Below are 23,103 nucleotides of genomic sequence, written 5' to 3' on the forward strand. Positions count from 1 at the left end.
ATCTGATCCTGGCTCAGACGCGCCGTCCGCGCTTGAGCGCGTCGGCATCGTCTTGGGCTTGTCTCTGGTATGTGTCCTCGTTGCGGCGCAGGTCGGCGAGTTCATCGGCATCGGCCTCGATCTCGGCGGTCAGCGCGGCGATCTGCGCCTCGGCCTTGCGGCGGCGTTCCTCGAGGCGGCGCGCCACGCGCTCGATCTCGGCCAGACGGTCGACCTCGGTGCGCCGCGCGCGCGCCTCGGCCACGCGGCGGGCCGAGCCGGTCAGCGCCCCGTCCTCGCCCAGGTAGGGGGGCAGCAGCCGGATCCCGTCGTTGTCCAGCACGAATTCGCGCACCTGGTTCGAATGCGCCTGCCCGCGCGCCTTGAGCAGGTAAAGCTCGCGGTTGAACTCGCCCCCGGTCTCGCGGTTCAGCATCAGCACCCAGACATCCATCAGCGACGACAGCCCCGCATCGGTCATCGCGCTGTCGATCGTGCCATGGGTCAGGTGGGTGAACACCGCCGAGATGCCGCGGTTCTTCAGGTAGTCGATGACGCGCAGCAGCATCGACTGCACCTCGGCCCGGTTGCCGGTGTCGAGGAAGGCCGAGATCGGGTCGAGGATGACGATGTCGGGCGCGTGGCGGTTCACCTCGCGCAGCATCACCGCCAGGTGCATCTCGAGGCTGTAGAAGGTGGGCCGCGCCGCGATGTAGCGCAGCCGCCCCTCGTCGAGCCAGCTTTGCAGGTCGATCCCGATCGAGCGCATGTTGCGCGCCGCCTGCGCCGCCGATTCCTCGAACGAGAAGTACAGCGCGCGTTCGCCCGCGCCGCAGGCCGCGGCGGCGAAGCTGGCGGCGAGCGAGGATTTCCCCGACCCCGCCACGCCCGAGATCAGGATCGACGAGCCACGGTGGAACCCGCCGCCCGACGCCATCGCGTCGAGATCCGGCACCCCCGACGAGATGCGGTCCTCCATCACCTTGTGGTCGAGCCCGAGCGAGCTGACCGGCAGCACCGAGAAGCCGTCCTCGTCGATCAGGAACGGATATTCGTTGGTGCCATGCGCGGTGCCGCGGTATTTCACGATCCGCATCCGGCGGGTCGAGATCTGGTCCTGCACCCGGTGATCAAGCAGGATCACGCAGTCCGAGACGTATTCCTCGAGCCCCTGGCGGGTCAGCGCGCCGTCGCCGCGTTCGCCGGTGATGACGGTGGTCAGGCCGCGGTCCTTCAGCCAGTCGAACAGCCGCCGGATCTCGGCGCGCAGGATCGCGGGATTCGAGAAGGCCGAGAACAGGCTTTCGATCGTGTCGAGCACGACGCGCTTGGCGCCGACCTGCTCGATCGCCAGCTCCAGCCGCAGGAACAGCCCCTCGAGATCGTATTCGCCGATCTCGGCCAGTTCCGCCGGGTCGACGGCGATGTGTTCAAGCACGATCTTCTCGTCGGCGACCAGCTGGTCCAGCTCGAAGCCCAGCGACGAGACGTTGCTGACGATGTCGACGGGGCGTTCCTCGAAGGTGACGAAGACCCCGGGCTCGTCATGGTGGCGGGCGCCGTTGATCAGGAAGGTGGAGGCGAACAGCGTCTTGCCGCAGCCGGCCGATCCGCAGACCAGGGTCGGGCGCCCGGTGGGCAGACCACCCAAAGTGAGATCGTCAAAGCCGGAGATCCCGGTCAGTGATTTCGGGATGCCTCTGGTGGGGGACATGGCCTGCCTGTTCTTATGTCGCGAACAGGTGATAGGCGATGGCGGGGGTGGTGCCAATCGGAATCAGTCCGCCTGTTCCGGAACGGACTGTCCCCGCGGGGACATCTCAGCCCCGTGCGTCGCGGACCGCGGCTTCGCGGATCGCCTGCAGGGCGGTGAAGCCCAGGGTAAGCCCGCTGGTCAGCGCGACCACCAGCGGCATCAGCGCCACGGCGTTCCAGCTGTCCATCGGCACCATGGCCAGCGTCGCCAGCAGCGCGAAGGGCAGCGCCAGCAGCACCGCGCCCAGGATGTTGATCTGCCGCTGACCCGTCATGCTGCCATCGCCTTTCTGCGACGCGACATGCCAGATATCGGCGGTGATGGGATGTTGCATCGCAACGCTCCTGTTTCGGCGGGAGATCTGGCGTTCTGCCGGATCGGAACTGTCCCGTGAGGCCGAGATTTCACCCCGAATGTGGCAGCAATCCGGCGGATCCGGGGAGTCTTTGGTACTCGTGTAACCAGCGGCGCGCGGCCTGGCAGCCCCGCCACGGATCGCCAGCCCTGCGCGTCTTCAAACCTAATTATTCAACAATATCAGTGCGTTAAGCCATTTCGCGCCGGGATTTCTCCGGCGCGCTGACCCTGCGGGGACGGCGCCGTCACTCCTCCAGCGCCAGAAGGAAGGCCTCGACCGCCTTCTCCAGAGTGTGGCGATCGACGGCCGAGAAGTCGCGCTCCATGCGAATCTCGACCCGGCCGTCGCCGGCGGTGAGTCGCGCGACCTCGTCCATGTAGGCGACGCGCATCGCGGTGCGCGCGGCCCCGGTCGGCGCCGGCCGTGTCCCCGCGGGGACACGCTCGCCCCCCGTGGCCCCCTGCCCCGCCGCCTCGGCGAACTGGCGCAGCAGCGCCAGCTCTGCCGCCTCGTCGCGCCCGGTCTCGGCCATCAGCGCCCGGCTCAGCGCCGAGGTCGCGCCCGGCTCGCGCTCCAGCCGCTTCAGCAGCGACAGGCCGAGCGCGCGCGGGATCGCATGCGGATGCGCCACATGCGCGCCGATCCGGTCGAGCAGCGTCGCGAAGTTGCGGATGTAGATCCGCTTCTGCCGCCCGGCCGAGGAATAGAGCGTGGCGATCGCGGCATCGATGTCGCGCGCCTCGGTCTGCGGATCGGCGAGATAGCTGCGCGCCAGCTGCGCCATCTCGGCGAAGGAGATGTCGCGCCGCACGAGGTTCTCGTCGACCATCCGGCGGTACAGCGCCTCGAGCGTCTGGCCGCGCGCGACCAGCCCCGCGGGGATGAAGGCGAAATGCTCGTCGCCGGTCTCGGCGAACAGCTCGCGATAGGCCGACAGCCGGCGGAAGCCCTGGATCAGCTCGAAGCCGCCCTCGCCGTCCTCCTCGACCCGGATCGGGTTCGACAGGCCGATGGCGCGGATCGACTCCTTCAGCTCGTCCAGCTCGGGGTCGCGGTTGGCGGCGCGGTCGCGGGTCAGCTTGCCGATGCGGATCGCGTCGACCGGCAGGCTGTCGACCACCAGCCCCAGCTGCTTGAGCCGCACGAATTCATGCGCCAGCCGGTCGTTCTCGGCCCGGATCGCCGCCTCGGCCGCCTGCCGGCTGCGCAGGGCCCCGGCATTCTCGGTGATCGCCGCGGCCATCGGCCCGCGCCGGCCGCGCTCTTCTGTCCCCGCGGGGACAGGCTCGGGCGCGGGCGCCGGCGCGCTGTCGAAGTCGATGTCGAAGACGCGACGCTTGCTCATGCCTCAATCTCCTCGGGCGCCCCTGCCGTGCTGGCCGGCGCGCCATCCAGCCGCCCCCATGCCTCGACCAGGTGGTCGCGGAATTCCTCGTAGGCCTTGTCGAACGAGGTGCGCGCGCGCCGCCAGGTCTCGCGCGTCATCTCGCGGTAGTCGGTCTCGTAGATCGAGGCGAGGAACCGCCCCGACTGCTCGACCGCCCGGGTCATCTCGATCGGGTTCGACGTCACCCTGTCACCGAAAACCTTGCGGAAGGCTTCCAGCATCGCGCGGTGCAGATCGTTGTTCGGCTCGTAGCGGGTGATCAGGAAGCGGATGTCGTGGAAGACCTTCGGCAGCTTCAGTGTCCCCGCGGGGACAACGCCCTCGAACTGGCTGAGGTCACCCAGCGCCTCGGCCAGCTGGCCGACGAAAGAGGTGGTCGAGTCGTATTCCCAATAGCCGGGCCCCGAGGGGATGTAGAGCACGTCGGCCGCGAACACCGCGTTCATCGACTGGTAGCCGATCGCGGGCGGGCAGTCGAAGAGGATGATGTCGTAGGCATCGTCGGGCAGCGCGTCGAGATAGCGCGAGACGGCGGCGAAGAACGACCATTCCGGGTTCAGGTGCCGGTACTGCGCCGAGGCGAATTCGACGAAGGCCGCGTTGGCGCAGGAGGGCACGATGTCGATCGTGGGCCACGAGGTCGGCTTGATGAAATCGGTGGTGCGCAGCTCGTCGAGGCCCATGTCGGTGATCGCGGCGGGCAGGCGGCGTTGCGGCAGGGCGGTGCCCGACTCGGCGCCGCGCAGGCCCGCGTTCATCCGCTCGGTCTCGCGGATCAGGTCGCGCGCCATGATGCCCCAGACGGTGTAGTCCTCGGCCACGTCGCTCAGCCCCATCGAGTGGCTCAGCGTCGCCTGCGGGTCGAAATCGACCACCAGCACCCGGTAGCCGTCGAGCGCGGCCGCATGGGCGAAGTGCAGCGCCACGGTCGACTTGCCGGCGCCGCCCTTGAAGTTCGCGACCGCGGCGCGGATCGCGCGAACCCCGTGGGGACGGGCGGGCAGCAGCGACTTGCGGTTGATCTTCAGCCGGCGACGGATCTCGTTGATCTCTTCCAGCGTGTACCAGCGCTGGCGGCCGTCCTCCTCGACCTGGCCCTGGGGCAGGCTAGGGTCGGCGGCAAGGCGGCCGCGCAGGGTGGACTGGTTGACCTTGAAGATCAGCTCGCCCAGCTCCCAGCTGGAAAAGCGCCGCAGCGTCTTCTCCATCTCGGGCGAATAGGTCTGCTGGCGGATCCAGCCCTGCATCTTCAACGACTGCGCCTGCAGGCGAGCGAGGTCTTCGTGCGTGAACATCGTCTCTCCGGGGGTGTGGCTCGGGGTTGCGGTGATGCGGGACCGACTGCCTCGGACGGCCCCGCGGGGAAGAAGCTGTGGGGCGGCAACGCAACGTTGATCACCCCGTCAGGATCATTTACGCTGAATTTCGGGAAAACGCAAAATGCAATCTCACCGGATTTAGCGTTGATGTCCCCGCGGGGACAGATCGGGCGTCCGGCGCGCCCCGGCCGCAAGGTTAAGGAAGCGTTAATGGGGGACGCGCCGGCACGCCAGCGGCTCTAACACGGGACATTTCCGGCGCGATTGCGGGACTCCCAGGCTGCCCCCCTATACCGGAAACCTTTTCCGATTCAGGATCGGAATAAGGGTCTTCGCCCCGGATCCCGGCCGATCGGCGCCGGGCGGCCGCGGGGCTGACGGCTTGACAGAATCGAACCTCCCAACGCAAATCGAATGAGGCGGATGAAAAGCGTTGTGTCGGAAGGCGCGACACGGCATCCTGCCCCCAGAACAAGAGCCCGGCGTGATTCCAGTCTGAGTCCGGGCCGTTACGAGGCAGAGCACCTTCAACCCGCATCTCGCGGGGCGGGGAAGAATTGACGGGCGGCAGATGGTCAGGATCGAAGGACAGCACGGGTCGTCGGCGACGGGCAACGTTCCCGTCCAGCTGATGAGCGGTGCCGGCGCGGCGTCGCGCAAGTACGACCTGCTGAGCGCGATCGGTGCCGCGGGGCTTGCCGGCGATCCCGCGGACCAGCGCCGGGCCCTGCGGCTGATGGTGCTGGTCACCGCGCGCTATGACTGGCGCCGCGACCGGCTCGCGGTCGGCCAGCGCGAGATCGCGGCGCTCTGGTCGGTCGACGAGCGGACGGTGAAGCGCGAGATGGCGCGGCTGCGCGATGCCGGCTGGCTGATCCTGCGCCGGCAGGGCGCGCGCGGGCGTGTCAGCGAATATGCGCTGGCGATCGAGACGATCCTCGCGGCGACGCGGCCGCACTGGGCCGCGGTCGGGCCAGATCTGGTCGAGCGGCTGTCAGCCACGGCTGTCCCCGCGGGGACAGATCCGAAGGTCATCCCGTTCCCGGGCGGCACGGGGACGGAACCCGAGGCCTCCGCACCCGGTGTCGCCGCGCCGGCAATCGAGCCTAAACCGCGGGATCAGGGTCTTTGGGGCCGGATCTCTGCCAGCCTCTCCTCCGACAACCCGGCCCGGCACGCCGCCTGGATCGCGCCGCTGGTCGCGGCGGAAACCGCCGAGGACCGGCTGGTCCTGCGCGCGCCGAGCCGGTTCCACGCCTCGTATGTCGAGACCCACCTGGGCGACGTGCTGCGCCGCGCCGCCCGGCGGCTGATGCCCGACCTGGCCCTGGTGCGGGTCATCGCCGACTAGCGGGGCAGGGGCCCAGGCACCGGAATTCGACCCTGATGCGCGCTTTAGGGTCGAATGCGGGCAGTCCGTGCAAGCCACTCGCCGCGCCTGTCCCCGCGGGGACAGGGCACTGCAAGCGGCAGGCGGCCCCGCGGATGTGAGGGGATTGGGGCTGACAATCGCATCATCCGTGGCAATATCATGATCTGAATGAACGGGACGATCGCCTCATGCCCTGGATCTGGCAAAGCCCGGCCTGGCCGGAATTCACCTGCGACGCGGCACGGCTGGCCGCGCCCCTGGCCCGTGCGACCGAGGCCATCGGCGAGATCGGCGGGCTGCAGCAGGGTCTCGATCCCGCCGAGCGCGAGGAGATGCTGCTGCGCGAGATCGTGTCCGAAGCGCGGGCCTCGTTCGGGATCGAGGGGGTGACGCTGGACGCGGCCGAGATCGAGGCCTCGGTCGTCGCCTCGCTGCGCCACCGCGACCGGGCCGGCTTCGCCCGACGCTCGGACGCGATCGCGGCGCTGATGCTCGAGGCGCGGGGCCATGGCGCGCCGCTCGACGCAGCCGTGCTGGGGCGCTGGCACCGGCTCTTGTTCCACGGGATCGAGGTCGAGGACCCGGGCCGCTGGCGGCAGGCGGGGATCGAGATCGTGCGTTCGGCCGCGGCGGGCCGGCAGGAGGTGCTGTTCGTGGCGCCGCCGCCCGAGCGGCTGGAGCCGGAGATGGCGCGGTTCCTGGACTGGCTGGCGGCCGAAACACCCGAGCCCCTGCCGGTGCGCGCGGCTATCGCGCACCTGTGGTTCGAGACGATCCACCCGTTTTCGGACGGCAACGGCCGGATCGGGCGCGCGATCGTGGAACATGTCTTCGCCCGCGGCCGGGCGCTGCCATTCTCGCTCTCGCGCCAGATCGAGCGCGAAAAGCGGGTCTATTACGAGGCTTTGCAGGCCGGCCGGCACGAGGCGGGCGGGCGCATCGATGCCACGCCCTTCGTGGAGTGGTTCCTAGACTGCCTCGCGCGGGCGGCCGGGTCGGCGCGGGACGAGGCGCTGTTCCTTCTGGGCCGCAACCGCTTCTTCCTGCGCTGGACGCCGAAGATCTCGCCCCGCGCCGAGGCGGTGCTGCGCCGGATCTTCGCGCAGGGCGCGCCGCGGGTGGCCGAGGGGCTGAGCGCGCGCAGCTATGCCAGGATCGCCGGCGTCTCGGGGCCGACGGCGACGCGGGATCTTGCGGCGCTGGCCGAGGCCGGGGTGCTGCGCCGCTCGGAGGCGGGGGGGCGGTCGACCAGCTATGCGATCGTGCTGGACTAGACCCTATTCCGCCGCCGCAGACCCTTTGGCCAGATGCGCGCGCCAGCCGCCGAGCGCGGTGATCTCGACCGCGCCCTCAAGCGCGTAGGCCTCGCACAGGAAGCCCTTGCAGCTGCCGCCGTCGGCCAGCGCGACGGTGCCGATCCCCAGGGGCGCCGCGATCCCGGCCATGAAGGCGCCGACCCGGTCGGTCGGCAGTGCCCAAAGCTCGATCTCGATCGCGGCGCCGGCCGGGTCGCGGATCATTCCGGGCTTGGGCACCGGGCCGCCCGCCAGCGCGAACAGCCGGTAGTGCGGCGCGGTGCGCGCGGGGCCGAGGCAGCGCGCGCCGAGGCGGGTGAGTTCGTGGTTGAGCGGCAGCCCGGTCATGTGCGCGCCGACGGCGGCGATCACCGTCTCGTCGGGTGCGGCCGCGGGCACGGCCAGCGGCGCGGGCGGGGCAAGGCCTGCGCCGGGCGACAGGGCGGCGTCGGTCTCGATCCGGGCGGCGAGGGCGGCGAGCCGGCCGTCGGCGCCCGCGGGCGCGATCAGCGTCACGCTGGCGGGCAGCCCGTCTTCGCGGGGCGCGGTCGGCACGGTCAGGGCGCACATGTCCATGAGGTTGACGAAATTGGTGTAGGTGCCGTTGCGCGCATTCGGGCCGATCGGGTCGGCGGCGATCTCGGCCAGGGTCACGGGCCGGGGATAGGTCGGCACGCACAGCAGGTCGAGCCCGGCGAGCGCCGGCTCTGCCGCACGGCGCAGCTCTGCCAGCCGGTAGAGGCCGCGGAAGGCGTCGACGGCGGTCAGCCCGCGCGCGGGGGCGATCACCTGGCGGGTGACCGGGTGCAGGTCGGGGGCGGCGCCGGCCATGAACGGCTCGGTCGCGGCCATGCGCTCGGCGACCCAGGCGCCTTCGTAGAGCATGCGCGCGACGGCGAAGCAGGGCGCGAGGTCGATCTCGCGCAGCGTGCAGCCGAGCGCGGCGAGCCGGGCGAGGGCGGCGTCGAAGGCGGCCTCTTGCAGGGTGTCGCCGAAGAACAGGCGCGAGGCGGCGTCGGGGATGCCGACCACCGGGCGGGGCCGGGCGTCGAGCCGCGGCGGGGGCAGGGGGCGGGAATAGGCGTCGGCGGGATCGAAGCCGGCGGCGAGGCAGGTCACGGCCCAGGCGTCGGCGATGCCGGCCGCGAAGACCGAGACGGTGTCGAGCGTGCGGCAGGCGGGCACCATGCCCGCGGCCGAGAGCAGCCCCAGCGTGGGCTTCAGCCCGGTGATGCCGTTCAGCCCCGCGGGGACGCGGCCAGAGCCGGCGGTGTCGGTGCCGAGCGCGAAGCTGGCGAGGCCGCGCGCCACCGCCACCGCCGAGCCCGAGGACGAGCCGCCGGGCACCAGCGCCGCGTCGCGGGCGTTGCGGGGCACCGGATAGGGGCTGCGGGTGCCGACGAGGCCGGTGGCGAACTGGTCGAGGTTGGTCTTGCCGGTGACGATGCCGCCGGCCGCGCGCAGGCGGGCGACCACCGCGGCGTCGCCCGCGGGCGCATGGGCGAAGGCGGGACAGGCGGCGGTGGTGGGCAGGCCCGCGACGTCGATGTTGTCCTTGACCGCGAAGGGGATGCCCCAGAGCGGGTGCGCGGCCGCATCGAAGGCGGGCAGGGCGGCGACGGCGGCGGCCAGCGCCTCTGGCCGGGTCGGGGTGATGTAGATACCGGGATCGCCGAGGGCGGCCGCCCGGGCGGCGATCTCGGTCAGGACGGTCGCGGCCTCGGCCTTGGCGTCGTCGGCTGTGGCGTAGCGGGCGTGCAGCGCCGCGATGGAGAGGTCGGCCGTCATGCCGCGCCGGTCTCGCCGGCCAGGAAGGCCACCGGGCGCTCCCACTGGATCAGCACGACGCAGCCCTCGTCGGACCAGACGGAATGTTCGGTTCCGGGCGGGTTGAACACCACCGAGCCCGCGCCGTAGGTGCCGGATTCGTCGCTTTGCGCGCCTTCCAGCACCAGGATCGTCTCGAGCCCGTCGTGGCGGTGGCGCGGGGCCACGGCGCCGGGCCGATAGCGCAGCAGCGCCACCGAGGGCGGCCCCTGCCAGAGCGTGCAGATCTCGATCCCGTCGCGGAAGGGGACATAGGGCTGGTCGTGCCAGCCGCGCGGCGTGAGCAGGCGCGACAGGTCGGGCGGGGGCAGGGCGGCGGCGTCAGGCATCGGTGGTCTCCAGCACGGACAGGATCTGCGCCGTCTCGGCCGTCCATCCGACGATGGCGCCCTGGGCGCGGATCATCTCGATCGCGGCGGCCTTGAAGGCGGGGAAGTAGCTTTCGGTGGCATCGGTCGCGAGCAGGCAGTCGAAGCCGCGGTCATTGGCCTCGCGCATGGTGGTCTGCACGCAGACCTCGGTCGTGACCCCGGCGAAGATCAGCGTGCGCGTGCCCATCCGCGCCAGATGCGCGCCGAGGTCGGTGGCGTAGAAGGCGCCCTTGCCAGGCTTGTCGATGACGATCTCGCCGGGCGCGGGAAACAGCGCGGGCACGATCTCGGCCCCCGGCTCGCCCGCGATCAGCACCCGGCCCATCGGGCCCGCGTCGCCGATGCGCAGCGCCGGCGCGCCGCGCAGCCGCTTCGAGGGCGGGCAGTCGGCAAGGTCGGGGCGGTGGCATTCGCGGGTGTGGATCACCGGGATGCCGGCGGCGCGGCAGCCGCCGATCAGCGCCGCGACCGTGGGCACGATCGCCTGCAGCAGGGCGACGTCATTGCCGAGCGAGGCGCCGAAGCCCCCCGGTTCGATGAAGTCGCGCTGCATGTCGATGACGATCAGCGCCGTGGAGCGGGGCGCGAAGTCGAGCGGGAAGGGGGCGGCGTCGAGGATCATGCGTGACCTCCCATGTGATGGCCGATGACGGCGATGTCGGCTTCGGCGGCGGGGCACTGGTAGACGAGGCTGCCCTCGGCCATCACCATCACCCGGTCGGCGAGTTCGAGGATTTCGTCGAGATCCTCGCTCATCAGCAGGACCGCCGCACCGCGGTTGCGCGCGGCCATGATCCGGGCGCGGATCTCGGCCACGGCGGTGAAATCGAGCCCGAAGCAGGGGTTCGAGATCACCAGAAGCTCGACCTCGCCGTCGAGTTCGCGCCCGAGCACCGCGCGCTGGACATTGCCGCCCGAGAGCGCGCGGATCGGCGCGTCGATGCCCGGCAGCCGGACCTTGTAGTCCGCGACCAGCCGCTCGGCCCGGGCGCGCATCGCCCGGCGCGACAGCCAGAAGCGCGGCCGCTCGGTATCCTCGGCGTCGAAGCTGCGGAAGGCGATGTTCTCGGCCACGGACATCGCCGGCGCGCAGGCGTTCACCAGCGGCTCTTCGGGCAGATAGCGCACGCGGTGGCGGCGGCTTTCGGCGCGGGTGGCGCCATAGGGCCGGCCATGGACCGTCACCGTGCCGGCGCTGGCCGGGCGCTGGCCGGTCAGGATCTCCATCAGCTCCATCTGGCCGTTGCCGGAGATGCCGGCGATGCCCACGACCTCGCCGCCGCGCACGCTCAGCCCGTCGATGGCGATCTCGCCATAGCCCGAGCGGTCGCGGGCGCGCAGCCCGTCGACCACGAGCACCGGGGCGCCGTCGGTGGCGCGGCGCGCGGCGGGCTTGAGGGGCTTCGCCTCGCCCATCATCATCGCGGCCATGTCGGCGGGCGTCAGGTCGCGCACGAGCCCGCCGCCGACATGGGCGCCCCGGCGCAGCACGGTGACGGCATCGGCGAAGGCCATCACCTCGCGGAACTTGTGGCTGATCATCAGCACCGTGATCTCGCCCGCGTCGCACAGGCCGCGGACATGGCCCAGCACCTCGTCGGCCTCGTCCGGGGTCAGGACCGAGGTCGGCTCGTCCAGGATCAGGAACCGCCGCCCGAGGTAGAGCTGCTTGAGGATCTCGAGCTTCTGCTTCTCGCCGGCGGCGAGCCGGTGCACGGGCTGGTCGAGCGGAACGCGGAACGGCATCCGGGACATGAAGTCCGACAGGGCGCGCCGCTCGGCCGCCCAGTCGATGACGGCGGGCACGTCGGGGCGCGAGATCACTAGGTTCTCGGCCACGGTCAGGGCCGGGACCAGGGTGAACTGCTGGTAGACCATCCCGAGCCCGAGGCGGTGGGCGTCGCGCGGGTCGGTCACGCGCGCCTCGCGCCCGTCGACGACCAGCTGGCCCGCGGTCGCGTGGTAAAAGCCCATGATGCATTTCACCAGCGTCGACTTGCCGGCGCCGTTCTCGCCCAGAAGCACGTGGAAGCTGCCGGGCGGGACCGAGATCGAGACCGCGTCGAGCGCGGTCATGGCGCCGAAGCGCATGGTCATCGCGATCGTCTCGATGCCGATCGCGGTGGCGGGCGGGGGATCGGCGCCGATGACGGTCATGCGACCGCCATCAGCAGCGCGTCCGAGGCCGCGACCGCGCCGAAGACCCCGCCCTGCATCTTGATCATGTTGATCGCCGCCTCGTGGTTGGCGGGGTCGGTCGCGGCGCAGCAGTCGGTCAGCATCACGCATTCGAAGCCGCGATCGTTGGCCTCGCGCATGGTGGTGTGGACGCAGACGTCGGTGGTGATGCCGGTCAGCACGATGTTGTCGATCCCCTTCAGCCGCAGGATCAGCTCGAGATCGGTGGCGCAGAAGCAGCCCTTGCCGGGCTTGTCGATGATCACCTCGCCCTCGACCGGCGCGAGTTCCGGGATGATCTCCCATCCCGGCTCGCCGCGGGTCAGGATCCGGCCCTGCGGCCCCGGATCGCCGATGCCCGCGCCGATGCGGCGCGAGCGCCACTGCTTGTTGGCGGGCAGGTCGGCGAGGTCGGGGCGGTGGCCTTCGCGGGTGTGGATCACCATGAAGCCGCGGTCGCGGAAGGCCTTGAGCAGGCGGCCGATCGGCTCGATCGGGGCGCGGGTCAGCGAGATGTCGTAGCCCATCGCGTCGACATAGCCGCCGATGCCGCAGAAGTCGGTCTGCATGTCGATGATGATCAGGGCGGTGTTTTCCGGGCGCAGGTCGCCGTTCCAGGGCCAGCGGTAGGGTTCGGAACGGATCGTGGTGCCGCTTTGCGGGGCGGTGGACTGCACGTTCATGGCAACGGCCTCCGGTTGTGTCGGGCAGGGTTACTTGGTGAGGGACAGTTCGCGCGGGGCGCCGGTCAGCGCCGCGGTCTTCGACGACGAGATCACGAGCACGATCAACGTCAGCACGTAGGGTGCCGCATAGGAGAGGTAGTAGCCCCCGGTGATACCCACCGATTGCAGCGCGGGGCCGAGGGCACCCGCCGCGCCGAACAGAACAGCGGCCCCGAGGCAGGCCGTCGGCGACCAGCGGGCGAAGATCACCAGCGCCACCGCGATCAGCCCCTGGCCCGAGGAGATGCCCTCGGTCCAGCTGCCCGGGTAATAGAGGGACAGGTAGGACCCGCCGATGCCCGCCATCGCGCCGCCGAGGCTGGTGGCGAGGATGCGCACGCGGGCGGGCCGGATGCCCAGCGCGCGCGCCGCGTCCGAGCTGTCGCCGACGACGCGCAGGATCAGGCCGGCGCGGGTCCGCTTCAGCGCCCAGGCCAGCGCGAAGGCCAGCGCGATGCCGATCACGAACAGCACGTTGACGCGCAGCGCCGCCTGCACCTGCGGCAGGTCGGACCAGGCGCCGAGGTTCAGCGCCGGCAGGTCGGGCGCGACGGGCTGGATGAAGGGCTTGCCGAAGTAGAAGGCAAGGCCCATGCCCAGCAGCATCAGCGCGATCCCGACCGCGATGTCGTTGACCTTGGGCAGCGAGCACAACAGCCCGTGGACCAGCCCGAACGCCGCCCCCGCCAGCGCCGCCGCCGCGACCCCGAGCCAGGGCGAGCCGGTCAGGACGGCGGTCGCGTAGCCCGCCATCGCGCCGAAGACGAGCGTGCCCTCGAGCCCGAGGTTGATGCGGCCCGAGCGCTCGGTGATCACCTCGCCCAGCGAGACGAAGAGGAAGGGGGTCGAGACGCGGATCGCGCCGCCCAGCATCGCGAGGGGAACGGCCCAGAGGCCGATGTCGTCGGGCATCTCAGCGCTCCTTCGGGAACAGGCGGCCGGCAAGGTCGAGCCGGCCCTGGAAGCTGTCGCCCACGAGGAGCGCGACGAAGACGAAGCCCTGCAGCACCAGCATCGTGGCGTCGGGCAGGTCCATCCGGCGCTGCACGAGGCCCGACGAGGCTTCGAACCCCGCGAGCAGGATCGCGACCGGGATCAGCGCGAGCGGGTTCTGCCGGGCGAGGAAGGCGATCAGGATGCCGGTATAGCCGTAGCCCGCCGCGAGCGAGGCATTGGCCGAGCCGTGCACCGCCGACACCTCGAAATACCCCGCGAGGCCGGCGAAGGCGCCGCCGAGCGCGGTGAAGCCGACGACCAGCCGGCCCACGGGCAGGCCCTGGACCTGGGCCGCGCGGATGTTGCCGCCGGCGATGCGCGCGGCGAAGCCGATCGTCGTGCGCTCGATCAGCACCCAGGCGATCAGGCAGCCGCCAAGCGCCACGGCGAGGCCCCAGTGCACCGACCAGCCGGGGATCTCGCCCACGCGCAGGCTGGCCTCGAGCGGCGCGGTCGAGGGCTTGTTGAGGCTGGCGGGATCGCGCAGCGGCCCCTCGACCAGGTGGTTCATCAGCGCGATGGCGATATAGGCCAGCAAGAGCGAGGCGATGGTCTCGTTCACGCCGCGCCATTGCCGCAGCAGGCCCGACAGGCCGATCCAGGTGGCGCCGGTCAGCGCGGCGGCCAGCGCCAGGAGCGGCATCGCGACCACCGGCGGCAGGCCCGCGACGTGGAAGGCAAGCCCGCCGGTGGCCACGCCGCCCAGCACGATCGCGCCCTCGCCGCCGATGATGACAAGGCCGAGCCGCGCCGGGATCGCGACGCAGAGCGCGGCGAACAGCAGCGGCGCCGCGCGGGCGAGCGTGTTCGACCAGGAAAACGCCGTGCCGAAGCCCGCCTTCAGCACCAGCGCGTAGAAGTCGACCGGGTTGCGGCCCTGCAGGGCCAGGAACACCGCGAAGATCGCCAGCCCCGCCAGCAGCGACAGAAGGGGCAGGCTCAGCGCCTCGATCCGTGCGGCCAGGGGGATCACCCAGGCCGGTCGGCCGGCCTCGGCCGGCCGCTTCATCCCGATGCCGACGCTCATCGCCCCGGCCCTCAGGAGGTCGAGCCGAGGACGCCCTCGACGAGGTAGCCCATCGATTCGAGCGCGACGTCGGTTTCGGCGAAGTCCTGTCCCTCGGTCGCGACGGTGTTGCCGGCGTTGTCCTTCAGCGGTCCCTTGATGACCGCGAAGCCGCCCTTCATGATCTCGGCCAGGGTCGCGTCGAACTGGGCGCGCGCGGCGTCCGAGTTGGCGGGGCCGAGCGGCGACATCTTCACGAAGCCCTCGGCGAGGCCGCCGCGGACGAAGTTCGGGATCGCCTCGCCCGCCATCGTCGCGGTGACCATGTCGGTGTAGACCTTGGCCCAGTTCCACTCGGCCCCGGTCAGGTATTTCTCGGGCGCGAGGCTCGACTGGTCGGCATGGTAGCCGCAGACATAGGCGCCGCGGCCCGCGGCGGTCTCGATCACCACCTTGGGGCTGTCGACATGGCAGGTGATCACGTCGGCCCCGGCATCGGCGAGCGCGTTCGTCGCCTCGGCCTCTTTCACCGCCATCGACCATTCGCCGGTGAAGATCACCTGGCAGGTGATCGCGGGATCGACCGAGCGGGCGCCGAGCAGGAACGAGTTCACGTTCAGCAGCACCTGCGGGATCGGCTTGGCGGCGACGAAGCCGATCTTCTTCGACTTGGTGGCATGGCCGGCGGCGATGCCGTTGAGGTACTGGCCCATGCCGATATAGCCGAAGTAGCTGCCGGTGTTGTCGGGCATCCCCTCTTTCCACAGGCCGCCGCAATGTTCGAAGCGGACCTCGGGGTAGGTCGGGGCGACGGTGAGGATGTGGGGATCGAAATAGCCGAACGAGGTCGGGAACAGCAGGCCCGCCCCGTCGAAGTTGATCATCGATTCCATCGTCTGCTGGACGTCCTGCGTCTCGGCGACGTTCTCCTCCTCGACGACGGTGACGCCGGCGATCTCCTTCACCGCGGCGGCGCCGAGCGCCTGGGCCTGGTTGTAGCCGTAGTCGTCGCGGGGGCCGACGTAGATGAACCCGACGGTCAGCTCGCCCGCGGCGCGGGCGGGGCGGGCCGGCAGGCCGGCAAGGGCGGTCGCCCCGACAAGGCCCGCGCCGCCCGCGAGGAAGCGGCGGCGGTCGAGCGCGGGGGCGGCGAGCAGGCGGGGGCGGGGGGCGGGCATCCGGAAATCGGCCATGCGTCTGAACCTCTTGGCTGGGGTGACGTCGGTCCTGGGCGGGCGCGGAGCGGCGTGGACACCAAAAGGTTACGCTTGGGAGTGCTGCTGTCTGCTGCTAAGTTATCACTGAACCGATGCATGGAATGCAGCACTCATGCCGACGATGACCCCGCTGGCCTTCATCGAGGCGATCGCGCGCGCAGGCTCGATCCGGGCGGCGGCCGAGGGGCTGGCGATCACCTCGACCGCGCTCAACCGCCGGCTGCTGGCGTTGGAGCGGGAACTGGGCGCGCCGGTGTTCGAGCGGCTGCCGCGCGGGGTGCGGCTGTCGCCGGCGGGCGAGCTGCTGGTGCAGCACATCCGCAGCCAGCGCGCCGATCTCGACCGGGTGCGCAGCCAGATCGCCGACCTGTCGGGCGAGCGGCGGGGCCATGTCAGCGTCGCCTGCAGCCAGGCGCTGCTGCCCTATTTCCTGCCGCGCGAGATCGCGGCCTACCGCGCCGGGCACCGGCAGGTGACCTTCGACGTGCGGCTGCGCGACCGCGAGCAGGCCGAGCGCGCGCTGGTCGCGCACGAGGCCGACATCGCGCTGGTGCTGGAGCCGGTGCGGCTGTCCGAGGTGCAGGTGCTGGCGACCGCGATCCAGCCGATCCACGCGGTGATGCGCGTCGGCCACCCGCTGGCCGCCAAGGCCGAGATCCGGCTGTCGGACTGCGTGGACTATCCCGCCGGCCTGCCGAACGAACCCTATGCCGTGCGCCAGATCATGGATCACGCGATGCGCCGCACCGGGGTCGTGCTGACGCCGGCGATCACCTCGGACAGTTTCGAGTTCCTGCGCTACTACCCGGGGCTCGAGGATTGCGTGACGTTCCAGATCCCGATCGGGCTGCCGCCCGAGCTGGAGCGCGACCGGGTGGTGTCGCGCCCCGTCAGCCAGCGCGACCTGCCGGCGGGGGTGCTGTACCTGGCGCAGCTGCGCGGCCGGTCGCTGCCCGTCGCGGCGGCGAACTTCGCCCGCCAGCTGGCCCGGGCGCTGGACGCCGACCATCGCGGCTAGCGCGCCGCGGTGACCGCGACGCCCGTCGTGACCGCCGGATCGACTCGCGTGCCATATTGTCGCAGACTGTGCCCAGGCCCGGCCGCGCCGGGCGAGACATGCCCCGCGTCGCAAGCAAAGCCCTTATTATCAAGGCGCCTGTGGCGTGTGTGCATTGGAATACCGTTTTTTGAGTTTGAAGCTTCACAATGTCGCAGCGGCGATATATCCCCCGATTGTCGACAATATTGTTGGCCTCCCACCTAACGGCAGGAATGGACATGACCGATCTTCCCGGTATTCCCAGCCGTCGCAATTTCCTGAAGGCATCCGCGGCTTCGGTCGCGCTGGTCGGGGTTGCGGCGCAGGCCAAGGCGCAGGGCAATGCGCCCGCGGTTGCCCCGCTGGACCAGTATCAACCCGAATTTCTGAACGCCGACGAATGGGCCTTCGTCATGGCCGCGACCGCGCGGCTGATCCCGTCCGAGGGCAATGGCCCGGGCGCGATCGAGGCCCGCGTGCCGGTGTTCATCGACCTGCAGCTGGCCGGCAGCTACGGCACGGCCGACATGTGGTACATGGAAGGTCCGCATGACCCGACCGCCAGCGCCGACCGCGGCTGGCAGACGCCGCTGAACCCGGCCGAGCTGTACCGCCAGGCGATCCCGGCCTTCGACGCCTGGTGCGAGAGCACCCAGGGCGCCAAGTTCGCCGAGCTGGACGCCGACAAGCAGGATGCGGCGCTGACCGCGCTGCAGAAGGGCGAGCCCAAGCTTGCGCCCGAGCTGTCGATCTTCTTCACGACGCTGCTGGCCAACACCAAGGAAGGCTACTTCGCCGACCCGATGTACGGTGGCAACCACGGCATGGCCTCGTGGGTCTACCTTGGCTTCCCCGGCGCCCGCGCCGCGTTCCGCGAATGGCCGGAACGCCACAACATCAAGTATCCGCTCGGCCCGGTGTCGATCAAAGGCGAGAGGGCCTGAGCATGGCACGTCAGGAAAAGAAAAAGGACGTCGTCATCGTCGGTCTCGGCTGGACGGGGTCCATCGCCGGGATCGAACTGGCGCAGGAAGGCCTGGACATCGTCGCGCTGGAGCGGGGCGAGGACCAGTCGGTCGTGCCGACCTTCAAGTATCCCAACCAGATCGACGAGCTGAAATACGGCGTGCGGAACACGAACTTCCAGCACCCGTCGCGCCAGACCGTCACGGTCCGCCGCAACGAGGGCGAGAACGCGCTGCCCTACCGCGTGCTGGGCTCGTTCCTGCCGGGCAACGGCGTCGGCGGTGCGGGCACGCACTGGAACGGCCTGAACTGGCGCCCGCAGCCGGTCGAGCTGCAGCTGCGCAGCCACGTCCGCGATCACTGGGGCGAGCAGATCATTCCGGACGACATGGTGCTGCAGGACTATCCCGTCACCTATGACGAGATGGAGCCCTTCTTCACCCGCTTCGAGAAGGTCGCGGGCATCTCGGGCTACGCGGGCAACCTCAAGGGCGAGATCCGCGAAGGCGGCAACCCGTTCGAGGGCTGGCGGTCGGAAGACTATCCGATGCCGCCGATGAAGACGACCTATGACGCCTCGCTCTTCGCCGAGGCCGCCAAGAAGGCCGGCTGCCACCCGTTCCCGGCGCCCGCCGGCATCGCCTCGCAGGCCTACACCAACCCGTACGGGATGCAGATGGGCCCGTGCAACTATTGCGGGTTCTGCGAGCGCTACGGCTGCTACCAGTATTCGAAGTCGATGCCGCAGACCGCGACGCTCGACGCGCTGAAGGCCTATCCGAACTTCTCGTACCGCACCGGGGCCGAAGTCCTGCGCGTCGAGATGGCGGAAGACGGCAAGACCGCGACCGGGGTCACCTATTTCGACCACGCCGCGCAGGAAGAGGTCTTCCAGCCCGCCGACATCGTGATCCTGTCGTCGTACCAGCTGAACAACGTTCACCTGATGCTGCTGTCGGGGATCGGCCAGCCCTACAACGCCGTGACCGGCGAGGGCGTGACCGGCAAGAACTATGCCTACCAGATGAACGGCGGCATCACGCTGTTCTTCAAGGACAAGAACTTCAACCCCTTCGTCGGCCACGGTGCCAACGGCCAGGCGATCGACGACTATTCGATCAGCCAGATCGACTTCGGGGCCGAGGGCTTCATCGGTGGCGCCTACTGGCGCGCGGGCACGTTCAACGGCCAGCCGATCCGCTCGATGCCGCTGCCGAAGGGCACGCCCACCTGGGGCGCGGGCTGGAAGGAAGGCATCGGCGAGTGGTACGGCCACGCGATGTCGATCGGCAGCCACGGCTCGCACATGTCCTACAAGACCAACCACCTCGACCTGGATCCGACCTACAAGGACCCGCACGGCCGCCCGCTGATGCGCATGACCTTCAACTGGAACCAGAACGACCTGCGGATGAACCAGTTCCAGAAGCGGATGATGGAGCCGATCGCCGAGATGATGGGCGCCGACAGCTGGCAGGCCGGGTTCAAGGACGTGGGCGCGCAGTACGACGTGCGCCCGTACCAGACCACGCACAACACCGGCGGGCACATCATGTCCGACAGCCCGACCACCGGCGCGGTGAACAAGTTCAGCCAGGCCTGGGACAAGCACAACGTGTTCTGCATGGGCGCGGGCAACTTCGTCCAGAACACCCAGTACAACCCGACCGGCATGGTCGGCGGCCTGGCCTATCACACGGTGCATGCGATCCGTACGCAGTACCTGTCCAACCCGCGTCCGCTGGTCTGAGGAGAGCGTAGATGTACAAAGCACTTCGCATCCTCGCGGGCCTCGTCATCCTTGGCGTGGTCTGCCTGCTGGCCTTCATCTTCGTGCCGGTGCAACGGACCGAGCCCGCGACCGAACTGGCCGCGGACTGGACCCCGGCCCCCGGCCAGGGTGAATACGTGATGAACGCGGGCGACTGCGTGGCCTGCCACACCGCGCCCGACGGCGAGACCCTTGCCGGCGGCCGCGCGATCGAAAGCCCGATGGGCACGATCTGGTCGACCAACATCACGCCCGACAAGGAAAACGGCATCGGCGACTGGTCCTTCGCCGACTTCCGCGCCGCCATGATCGACGGCGTGACGCCGAACGGCACGCATCTCTACCCGGCGATGCCCTACGAGAACTACCGCCTGATGAAGGAAGAGGACCTGCGCGCCCTCTACGACTACCTGATGGCGGACGTGAAGCCGGTCGCGGTGGCGAACAAGGAAACGAGCCTGTCGTTCCCGTTCAACATGCGCTTCGGCATCCGTGCCTGGAACTGGCTGGCGCTGTCGCACGGCCCGGGCTTCACCCCGCTGGAGAAGACCGAGGCCGAGGATCGCGGCCAGTACCTGGTCGAAGGTCCCGGCCACTGCGCTGCCTGCCACTCGCCCCGCAACACCTTCATGGCGCAGGACGGCGTGACGGCGGACAACGGCTCGTTCCTGTCGGGCGGTGTCATCGGTGGCTGGAACGCGCCCTCGCTGCGCGGTGAAGGCTCGGCGCCGCAGCAGTGGTCGGTCGAGGAAATGGCCTCGTACCTGGCCACCGGCCGCAACGCCCACTCGACCGCCAACGGCGAGATGGGTCTCGTGGTCGAGCACTCGCTGCAGTACCTGACCGACGAGGACAACATCGCCATCGCCGCCTTCCTCAAGGGCATCGACGGCGAGAAGGTCGCGGTGCCGTCGAGCTTCGCCAACGCCGGGCCGATCGTGACGCCGACCGCACCGGCCGACGACGCGGGCAAGGCCACGGCCGAGATGCTGACCGCCGCCGAACCGGGCCTGCCCGAAGGCGCGCGCCTCTATCTCGACAACTGCTCGGCCTGTCACTTCGTGACCGGCAAGGGCGCCGCCGGGATCTTCCCGGAACTGCAGGGCAACCACCTGGTCACCGGCTCGGAAGTCGGGCCGCTGGTCTCGGTGATCCTGCACGGGGCCGAGGTGATGCCGACCGCCAAGCGGCCGATGCACCTGGTGATGCAGGGCTATGCCGACCGCCTGTCGGATGACGAGGTCGCCGAGCTGTCGACCTGGCTGCGCCAGGCCTGGGGCAACGACGCGGGCGCCGTCTCGGCCGCCGATGTCGCCGCCCAGCGCGAGGCACCGACGCACTGAGCGCCGGCACGGATGAAAACGGGGGCCGCGGGCATCGCCTGCGGCCCCTTTTTCGTGCGCGCTCAGCCGTCGGCGGGCAGCACCCGGTTCAGCGCCGCCAGCGCGATGTCGTCCGGCGCCTGGTAGGGGATCGGTGCCACGAAGTCGCCCGCGGCATCGAACAGCAGCACGCTGGACGAATGGTCCATCGTGTAGCCGCCGCCCTCGAGCGGGACGCGCCGCGCGAAGATGCGGAAGGCGCGCACCGCCTTGTCGATCTCGGCCCGCGGGCCGGTGACGCCGGTCACCCCCGGCACCCACGAGACATAGGGTCCCAGCGTCGCGGCGGTGTCGCGTTCGGGATCGACGGTGACGAAGAACACCCGCAGCGCCGCCGCGCGCGGGCCGAGCGCCTCGGTCCAGGTGGCGATGTCGCCAAGCGTGGTCGGGCAGACGTCGGGGCAGTGGGTGAAGCCGAAGAACACCGCCGAGGGCCCGCCGCGCAGGCTGGCCTCGGTGAAGGGCGTGCCGTCGGTCGTCGTCAGCCGGTAGTCGCCGCGCCCGAAGGCGAGCGCGGCGTCGCGCGCGAGGCGCGGCGCGAGGACGCCGAACCACAGCGCCGCCGCCGCGGCCAGCGCCACCATCGCCCAGAGCCCGAGCCGGATCATCCGCAGGTCGGTCATGGCCGGTCCCCCCTCAGTGCCCGTGCGGCGCGGTCGCGCCCGGCGCGGTGACCGCGAGCGGCACCGTGACCGCGCCCGCCTTCTCGAACCGAAGCACCATCTCGGCGCGGGTGCCCTCGACGAGCGGCGCAGTCAGGTCCATGAACATCACGTGGCGCCCGCCGGGCGCGAGGGTGACCGTGCCATGGGCCGGGATCCCGACCCCGCCGGGCAGCGCGCGCATCTGCATCCGGTCGCCCTGCATCGACATTTCGTGGATCTCGGTCCGGGCGGCGAAGGGGGCGCTTGCGGCGACGAGGCGGTCGTCTTCGGCGCCGCGGTTCTCGATCGTGACGAAGGCGCCCGCGACCGGCGCGCCGGGCGGGGTCGCGCGGGCGAAGGCGCCGGACAGGGTCAGATCGCCCAGCGTCACGGCATCGGGCGCAGCCCCGCCCGGCATCGCCATCGCGCCGTGGTGGCCGTGGCCGGTCGGCCCGGCCGCGGTTACGGTCAGGGCAGGGGCGGGTTCGCCCGCGCCGGTGCCGGTCGCGGTCCAGGCGATGCTGGCGGCGCCGCAGGACTGGATCACCGGCACCGCGATCACCGTTCCCGGCGCCAGATCCGCGGGCAGCGTCGCGCGGAAGGTGAATTCGTCGTACTGCGCGTCGGGCAGGGCGCCGCCCGACCAGCCGATCGCGGCGAGGCCGCCGCCGGGCGCGGGCTCGGTCGCGAGGGTCCAGCCGGGATGCGGCATCGGCTTGGCCATGCGCAGCGCCGCGGGCAGCTCGATGCGCAGCGCGGTGGTCGCGGCGCCGTCGCAGCCGTGCGGCACGCGCAGGACGGCCTTCCAGGCCGATCCGGCCGGGGCCGCGGCCTGCTCGAAGCTGACATGGGCCAGCGCGGGCGCGGCGGTGGTGGTGGCCGCGATCAGCGCGGCAAGGGTCAGGATGCGGGACATCTGCGTCTCCGGTTGTGCGATGGGTCAGGTTGGGCGGATCGCGGGGGCGCGCGCCGGGGGGCCGCGCGGCCGGTGGCGCCGGCGCGGCCTGCACGGACGGGGCGCGCGGGGGCGATGGCGGCCCGCGACGGCGGCTGCCGGCCGGGCGGGCGCGGCGGGAAGGCCGGGGCCGGGGCCGCCGGGCAGAAGCTGCGACGCCGCCGCGTGGACCGGGCAGGCGAGCGCGCGGGCGCGGGCATCGGCGGGGTCCGTCCCCTTTGGCGCGCCCGGCGGCGCGGCCCCGGCCTGCGGCCGTGGGCCGGTGGCGGGGCCGGTGGCGGTGCAGATCGTCCAGCCGCCGGCCGCGCCCGCGCCGGCCGCGCGCAGCATCGACAGCGCCGAGCCCTGGTGCAGCGGCGCGAGCGTCGAGAGCAGGAGGAGCGAGAAGAGCGCGGCCAGCAGGCCGGTCTCCTCGCGCCAGCCGGCGCGCGCGGCGCGGCTGGCCGGGCGGGGTCGCGCGGGGCGCATGACCATGCTCCGGAAAACGGGAACGGGGGCGGTGGGGCCCGGCGGGCGGCGCGTCGGCCGCGGGCCGGGGCAGGCGGCCCGCCCTGCCTCCG

General features: G+C 71.0%; 21 protein-coding genes. 6 read left to right on the forward strand and 15 right to left on the reverse strand.

Features of this window, described 5'->3' with window-relative positions; translation table 11 throughout:
* Positions 1-13: 13 nt before the first annotated feature.
* The 4 genes from kaiC to V8J39_RS20965 form a co-directional block, all read right to left on the reverse strand.
* Complete coding sequence (gene kaiC / locus V8J39_RS20950) at positions 14-1,693, reverse strand: circadian clock protein KaiC (protein ID WP_336462921.1); 1,680 nt, start codon at positions 1,691-1,693, stop codon at positions 14-16.
* Between the two features lie 106 nt (positions 1,694-1,799).
* Positions 1,800-2,069 (reverse strand): hypothetical protein, encoded by a 270-nt coding sequence (locus tag V8J39_RS20955; protein ID WP_336462922.1) that lies wholly within the window; start codon positions 2,067-2,069, stop codon positions 1,800-1,802.
* A gap of 268 nt (positions 2,070-2,337) precedes the next feature.
* Positions 2,338-3,438, reverse strand: a complete 1,101-nt coding sequence (locus V8J39_RS20960) for a ParB/RepB/Spo0J family partition protein (protein WP_336462923.1) — start codon at positions 3,436-3,438, stop codon at positions 2,338-2,340.
* On the reverse strand, positions 3,435-4,775 hold the full coding sequence (locus V8J39_RS20965) for an AAA family ATPase (RefSeq protein WP_336462924.1): 1,341 nt from the start codon (positions 4,773-4,775) through the stop codon (positions 3,435-3,437). The genes V8J39_RS20960 and V8J39_RS20965 overlap by 4 nt, the downstream gene beginning before the upstream one ends.
* Before the next feature lie 595 nt (positions 4,776-5,370).
* On the opposite strand from V8J39_RS20965, the gene V8J39_RS20970 reads away from it, so the two are divergent.
* Together V8J39_RS20970 and V8J39_RS20975 are read left to right on the forward strand one after the other, a co-directional pair.
* On the forward strand, positions 5,371-6,150 hold the full coding sequence (locus V8J39_RS20970; RefSeq protein ID WP_336462925.1) for a DnaA N-terminal domain-containing protein: 780 nt from the start codon (positions 5,371-5,373) through the stop codon (positions 6,148-6,150).
* A 209-nt stretch (positions 6,151-6,359) separates the two neighbouring features.
* A complete protein-coding gene (locus V8J39_RS20975; RefSeq protein WP_336462926.1) occupies positions 6,360-7,445 on the forward strand; it encodes a Fic family protein in 1,086 nt (361 codons plus the stop codon).
* Between the two features lie 3 nt (positions 7,446-7,448).
* On the opposite strand, the gene atzF is transcribed toward V8J39_RS20975, so the two are convergent.
* From atzF to V8J39_RS21015, 8 genes are read right to left on the reverse strand one after another with little or no spacing between them, the layout of a single operon-like run.
* On the reverse strand, positions 7,449-9,254 hold the full coding sequence (gene atzF, locus V8J39_RS20980) for an allophanate hydrolase (protein ID WP_336462927.1): 1,806 nt from the start codon (positions 9,252-9,254) through the stop codon (positions 7,449-7,451).
* Positions 9,251-9,622 (reverse strand): cupin domain-containing protein, encoded by a 372-nt coding sequence (locus V8J39_RS20985; RefSeq protein ID WP_336462928.1) that lies wholly within the window; start codon positions 9,620-9,622, stop codon positions 9,251-9,253. Before V8J39_RS20985 ends, atzF begins: the two co-directional genes overlap by 4 nt.
* Entirely contained in the window at positions 9,615-10,286 is a 672-nt protein-coding gene (locus V8J39_RS20990) for a cysteine hydrolase family protein (protein WP_336462929.1), read from the reverse strand. The genes V8J39_RS20985 and V8J39_RS20990 overlap by 8 nt, the downstream gene beginning before the upstream one ends.
* Entirely contained in the window at positions 10,283-11,821 is a 1,539-nt protein-coding gene (locus V8J39_RS20995; protein ID WP_336462930.1) for an ABC transporter ATP-binding protein, read from the reverse strand. The genes V8J39_RS20990 and V8J39_RS20995 overlap by 4 nt, the downstream gene beginning before the upstream one ends.
* Positions 11,818-12,525 (reverse strand): biuret amidohydrolase, encoded by a 708-nt coding sequence (gene biuH, locus V8J39_RS21000; RefSeq protein ID WP_336462931.1) that lies wholly within the window; start codon positions 12,523-12,525, stop codon positions 11,818-11,820. The genes V8J39_RS20995 and biuH overlap by 4 nt, the downstream gene beginning before the upstream one ends.
* A 30-nt stretch (positions 12,526-12,555) precedes the next feature.
* On the reverse strand, positions 12,556-13,479 hold the full coding sequence (locus V8J39_RS21005) for an ABC transporter permease (RefSeq protein ID WP_336462932.1): 924 nt from the start codon (positions 13,477-13,479) through the stop codon (positions 12,556-12,558).
* Between the two features lies 1 nt (position 13,480).
* A complete protein-coding gene (locus tag V8J39_RS21010) occupies positions 13,481-14,590 on the reverse strand; it encodes an ABC transporter permease (protein WP_336462933.1) in 1,110 nt (369 codons plus the stop codon).
* A gap of 11 nt (positions 14,591-14,601) precedes the next feature.
* Positions 14,602-15,762: a BMP family ABC transporter substrate-binding protein gene (locus V8J39_RS21015; RefSeq protein WP_336462934.1), complete on the reverse strand. Its 1,161-nt coding sequence runs from the start codon at positions 15,760-15,762 to the stop codon at positions 14,602-14,604.
* 136 nt (positions 15,763-15,898) lie between these two features.
* On the opposite strand from V8J39_RS21015, the gene V8J39_RS21020 reads away from it, so the two are divergent.
* From V8J39_RS21020 to V8J39_RS21035, 4 genes are all read left to right on the forward strand, one after another.
* On the forward strand, positions 15,899-16,804 hold the full coding sequence (locus V8J39_RS21020; RefSeq protein ID WP_336462935.1) for a LysR family transcriptional regulator: 906 nt from the start codon (positions 15,899-15,901) through the stop codon (positions 16,802-16,804).
* A gap of 260 nt (positions 16,805-17,064) precedes the next feature.
* Positions 17,065-17,769 carry a gluconate 2-dehydrogenase subunit 3 family protein gene (locus V8J39_RS21025; protein WP_336462936.1) on the forward strand — a complete coding sequence of 235 codons (705 nt, stop codon included), beginning with the start codon at positions 17,065-17,067 and terminating at the stop codon, positions 17,767-17,769.
* A 2-nt stretch (positions 17,770-17,771) separates the two neighbouring features.
* Positions 17,772-19,541 (forward strand): GMC family oxidoreductase, encoded by a 1,770-nt coding sequence (locus V8J39_RS21030; RefSeq protein ID WP_336462937.1) that lies wholly within the window; start codon positions 17,772-17,774, stop codon positions 19,539-19,541.
* 11 nt (positions 19,542-19,552) lie between these two features.
* Positions 19,553-20,905 (forward strand): cytochrome c, encoded by a 1,353-nt coding sequence (locus V8J39_RS21035; RefSeq protein ID WP_336462938.1) that lies wholly within the window; start codon positions 19,553-19,555, stop codon positions 20,903-20,905.
* Positions 20,906-20,967: 62 nt separating this feature from the next.
* Here the strand turns inward: V8J39_RS21035 and V8J39_RS21040 are convergent, their stop codons facing one another.
* Genes V8J39_RS21040 through V8J39_RS21050 form a run of 3 tightly spaced genes read right to left on the reverse strand, consistent with a single transcriptional unit; the run spans position 20,968 to position 23,011 of the window.
* Positions 20,968-21,567 carry an SCO family protein gene (locus V8J39_RS21040; RefSeq protein ID WP_336462939.1) on the reverse strand — a complete coding sequence of 200 codons (600 nt, stop codon included), beginning with the start codon at positions 21,565-21,567 and terminating at the stop codon, positions 20,968-20,970.
* A 13-nt stretch (positions 21,568-21,580) separates the two neighbouring features.
* Complete coding sequence (locus tag V8J39_RS21045) at positions 21,581-22,504, reverse strand: copper chaperone PCu(A)C (protein ID WP_336462940.1); 924 nt, start codon at positions 22,502-22,504, stop codon at positions 21,581-21,583.
* A 24-nt stretch (positions 22,505-22,528) separates the two neighbouring features.
* Entirely contained in the window at positions 22,529-23,011 is a 483-nt protein-coding gene (locus V8J39_RS21050) for a hypothetical protein (RefSeq protein WP_336462941.1), read from the reverse strand.
* Positions 23,012-23,103 lie beyond the last annotated feature (92 nt).

This window comes from Frigidibacter sp. MR17.24 (assembly GCF_037095655.1).
In the GTDB taxonomy this organism is placed as follows: Bacteria; Pseudomonadota; Alphaproteobacteria; order Rhodobacterales; family Rhodobacteraceae; genus Frigidibacter.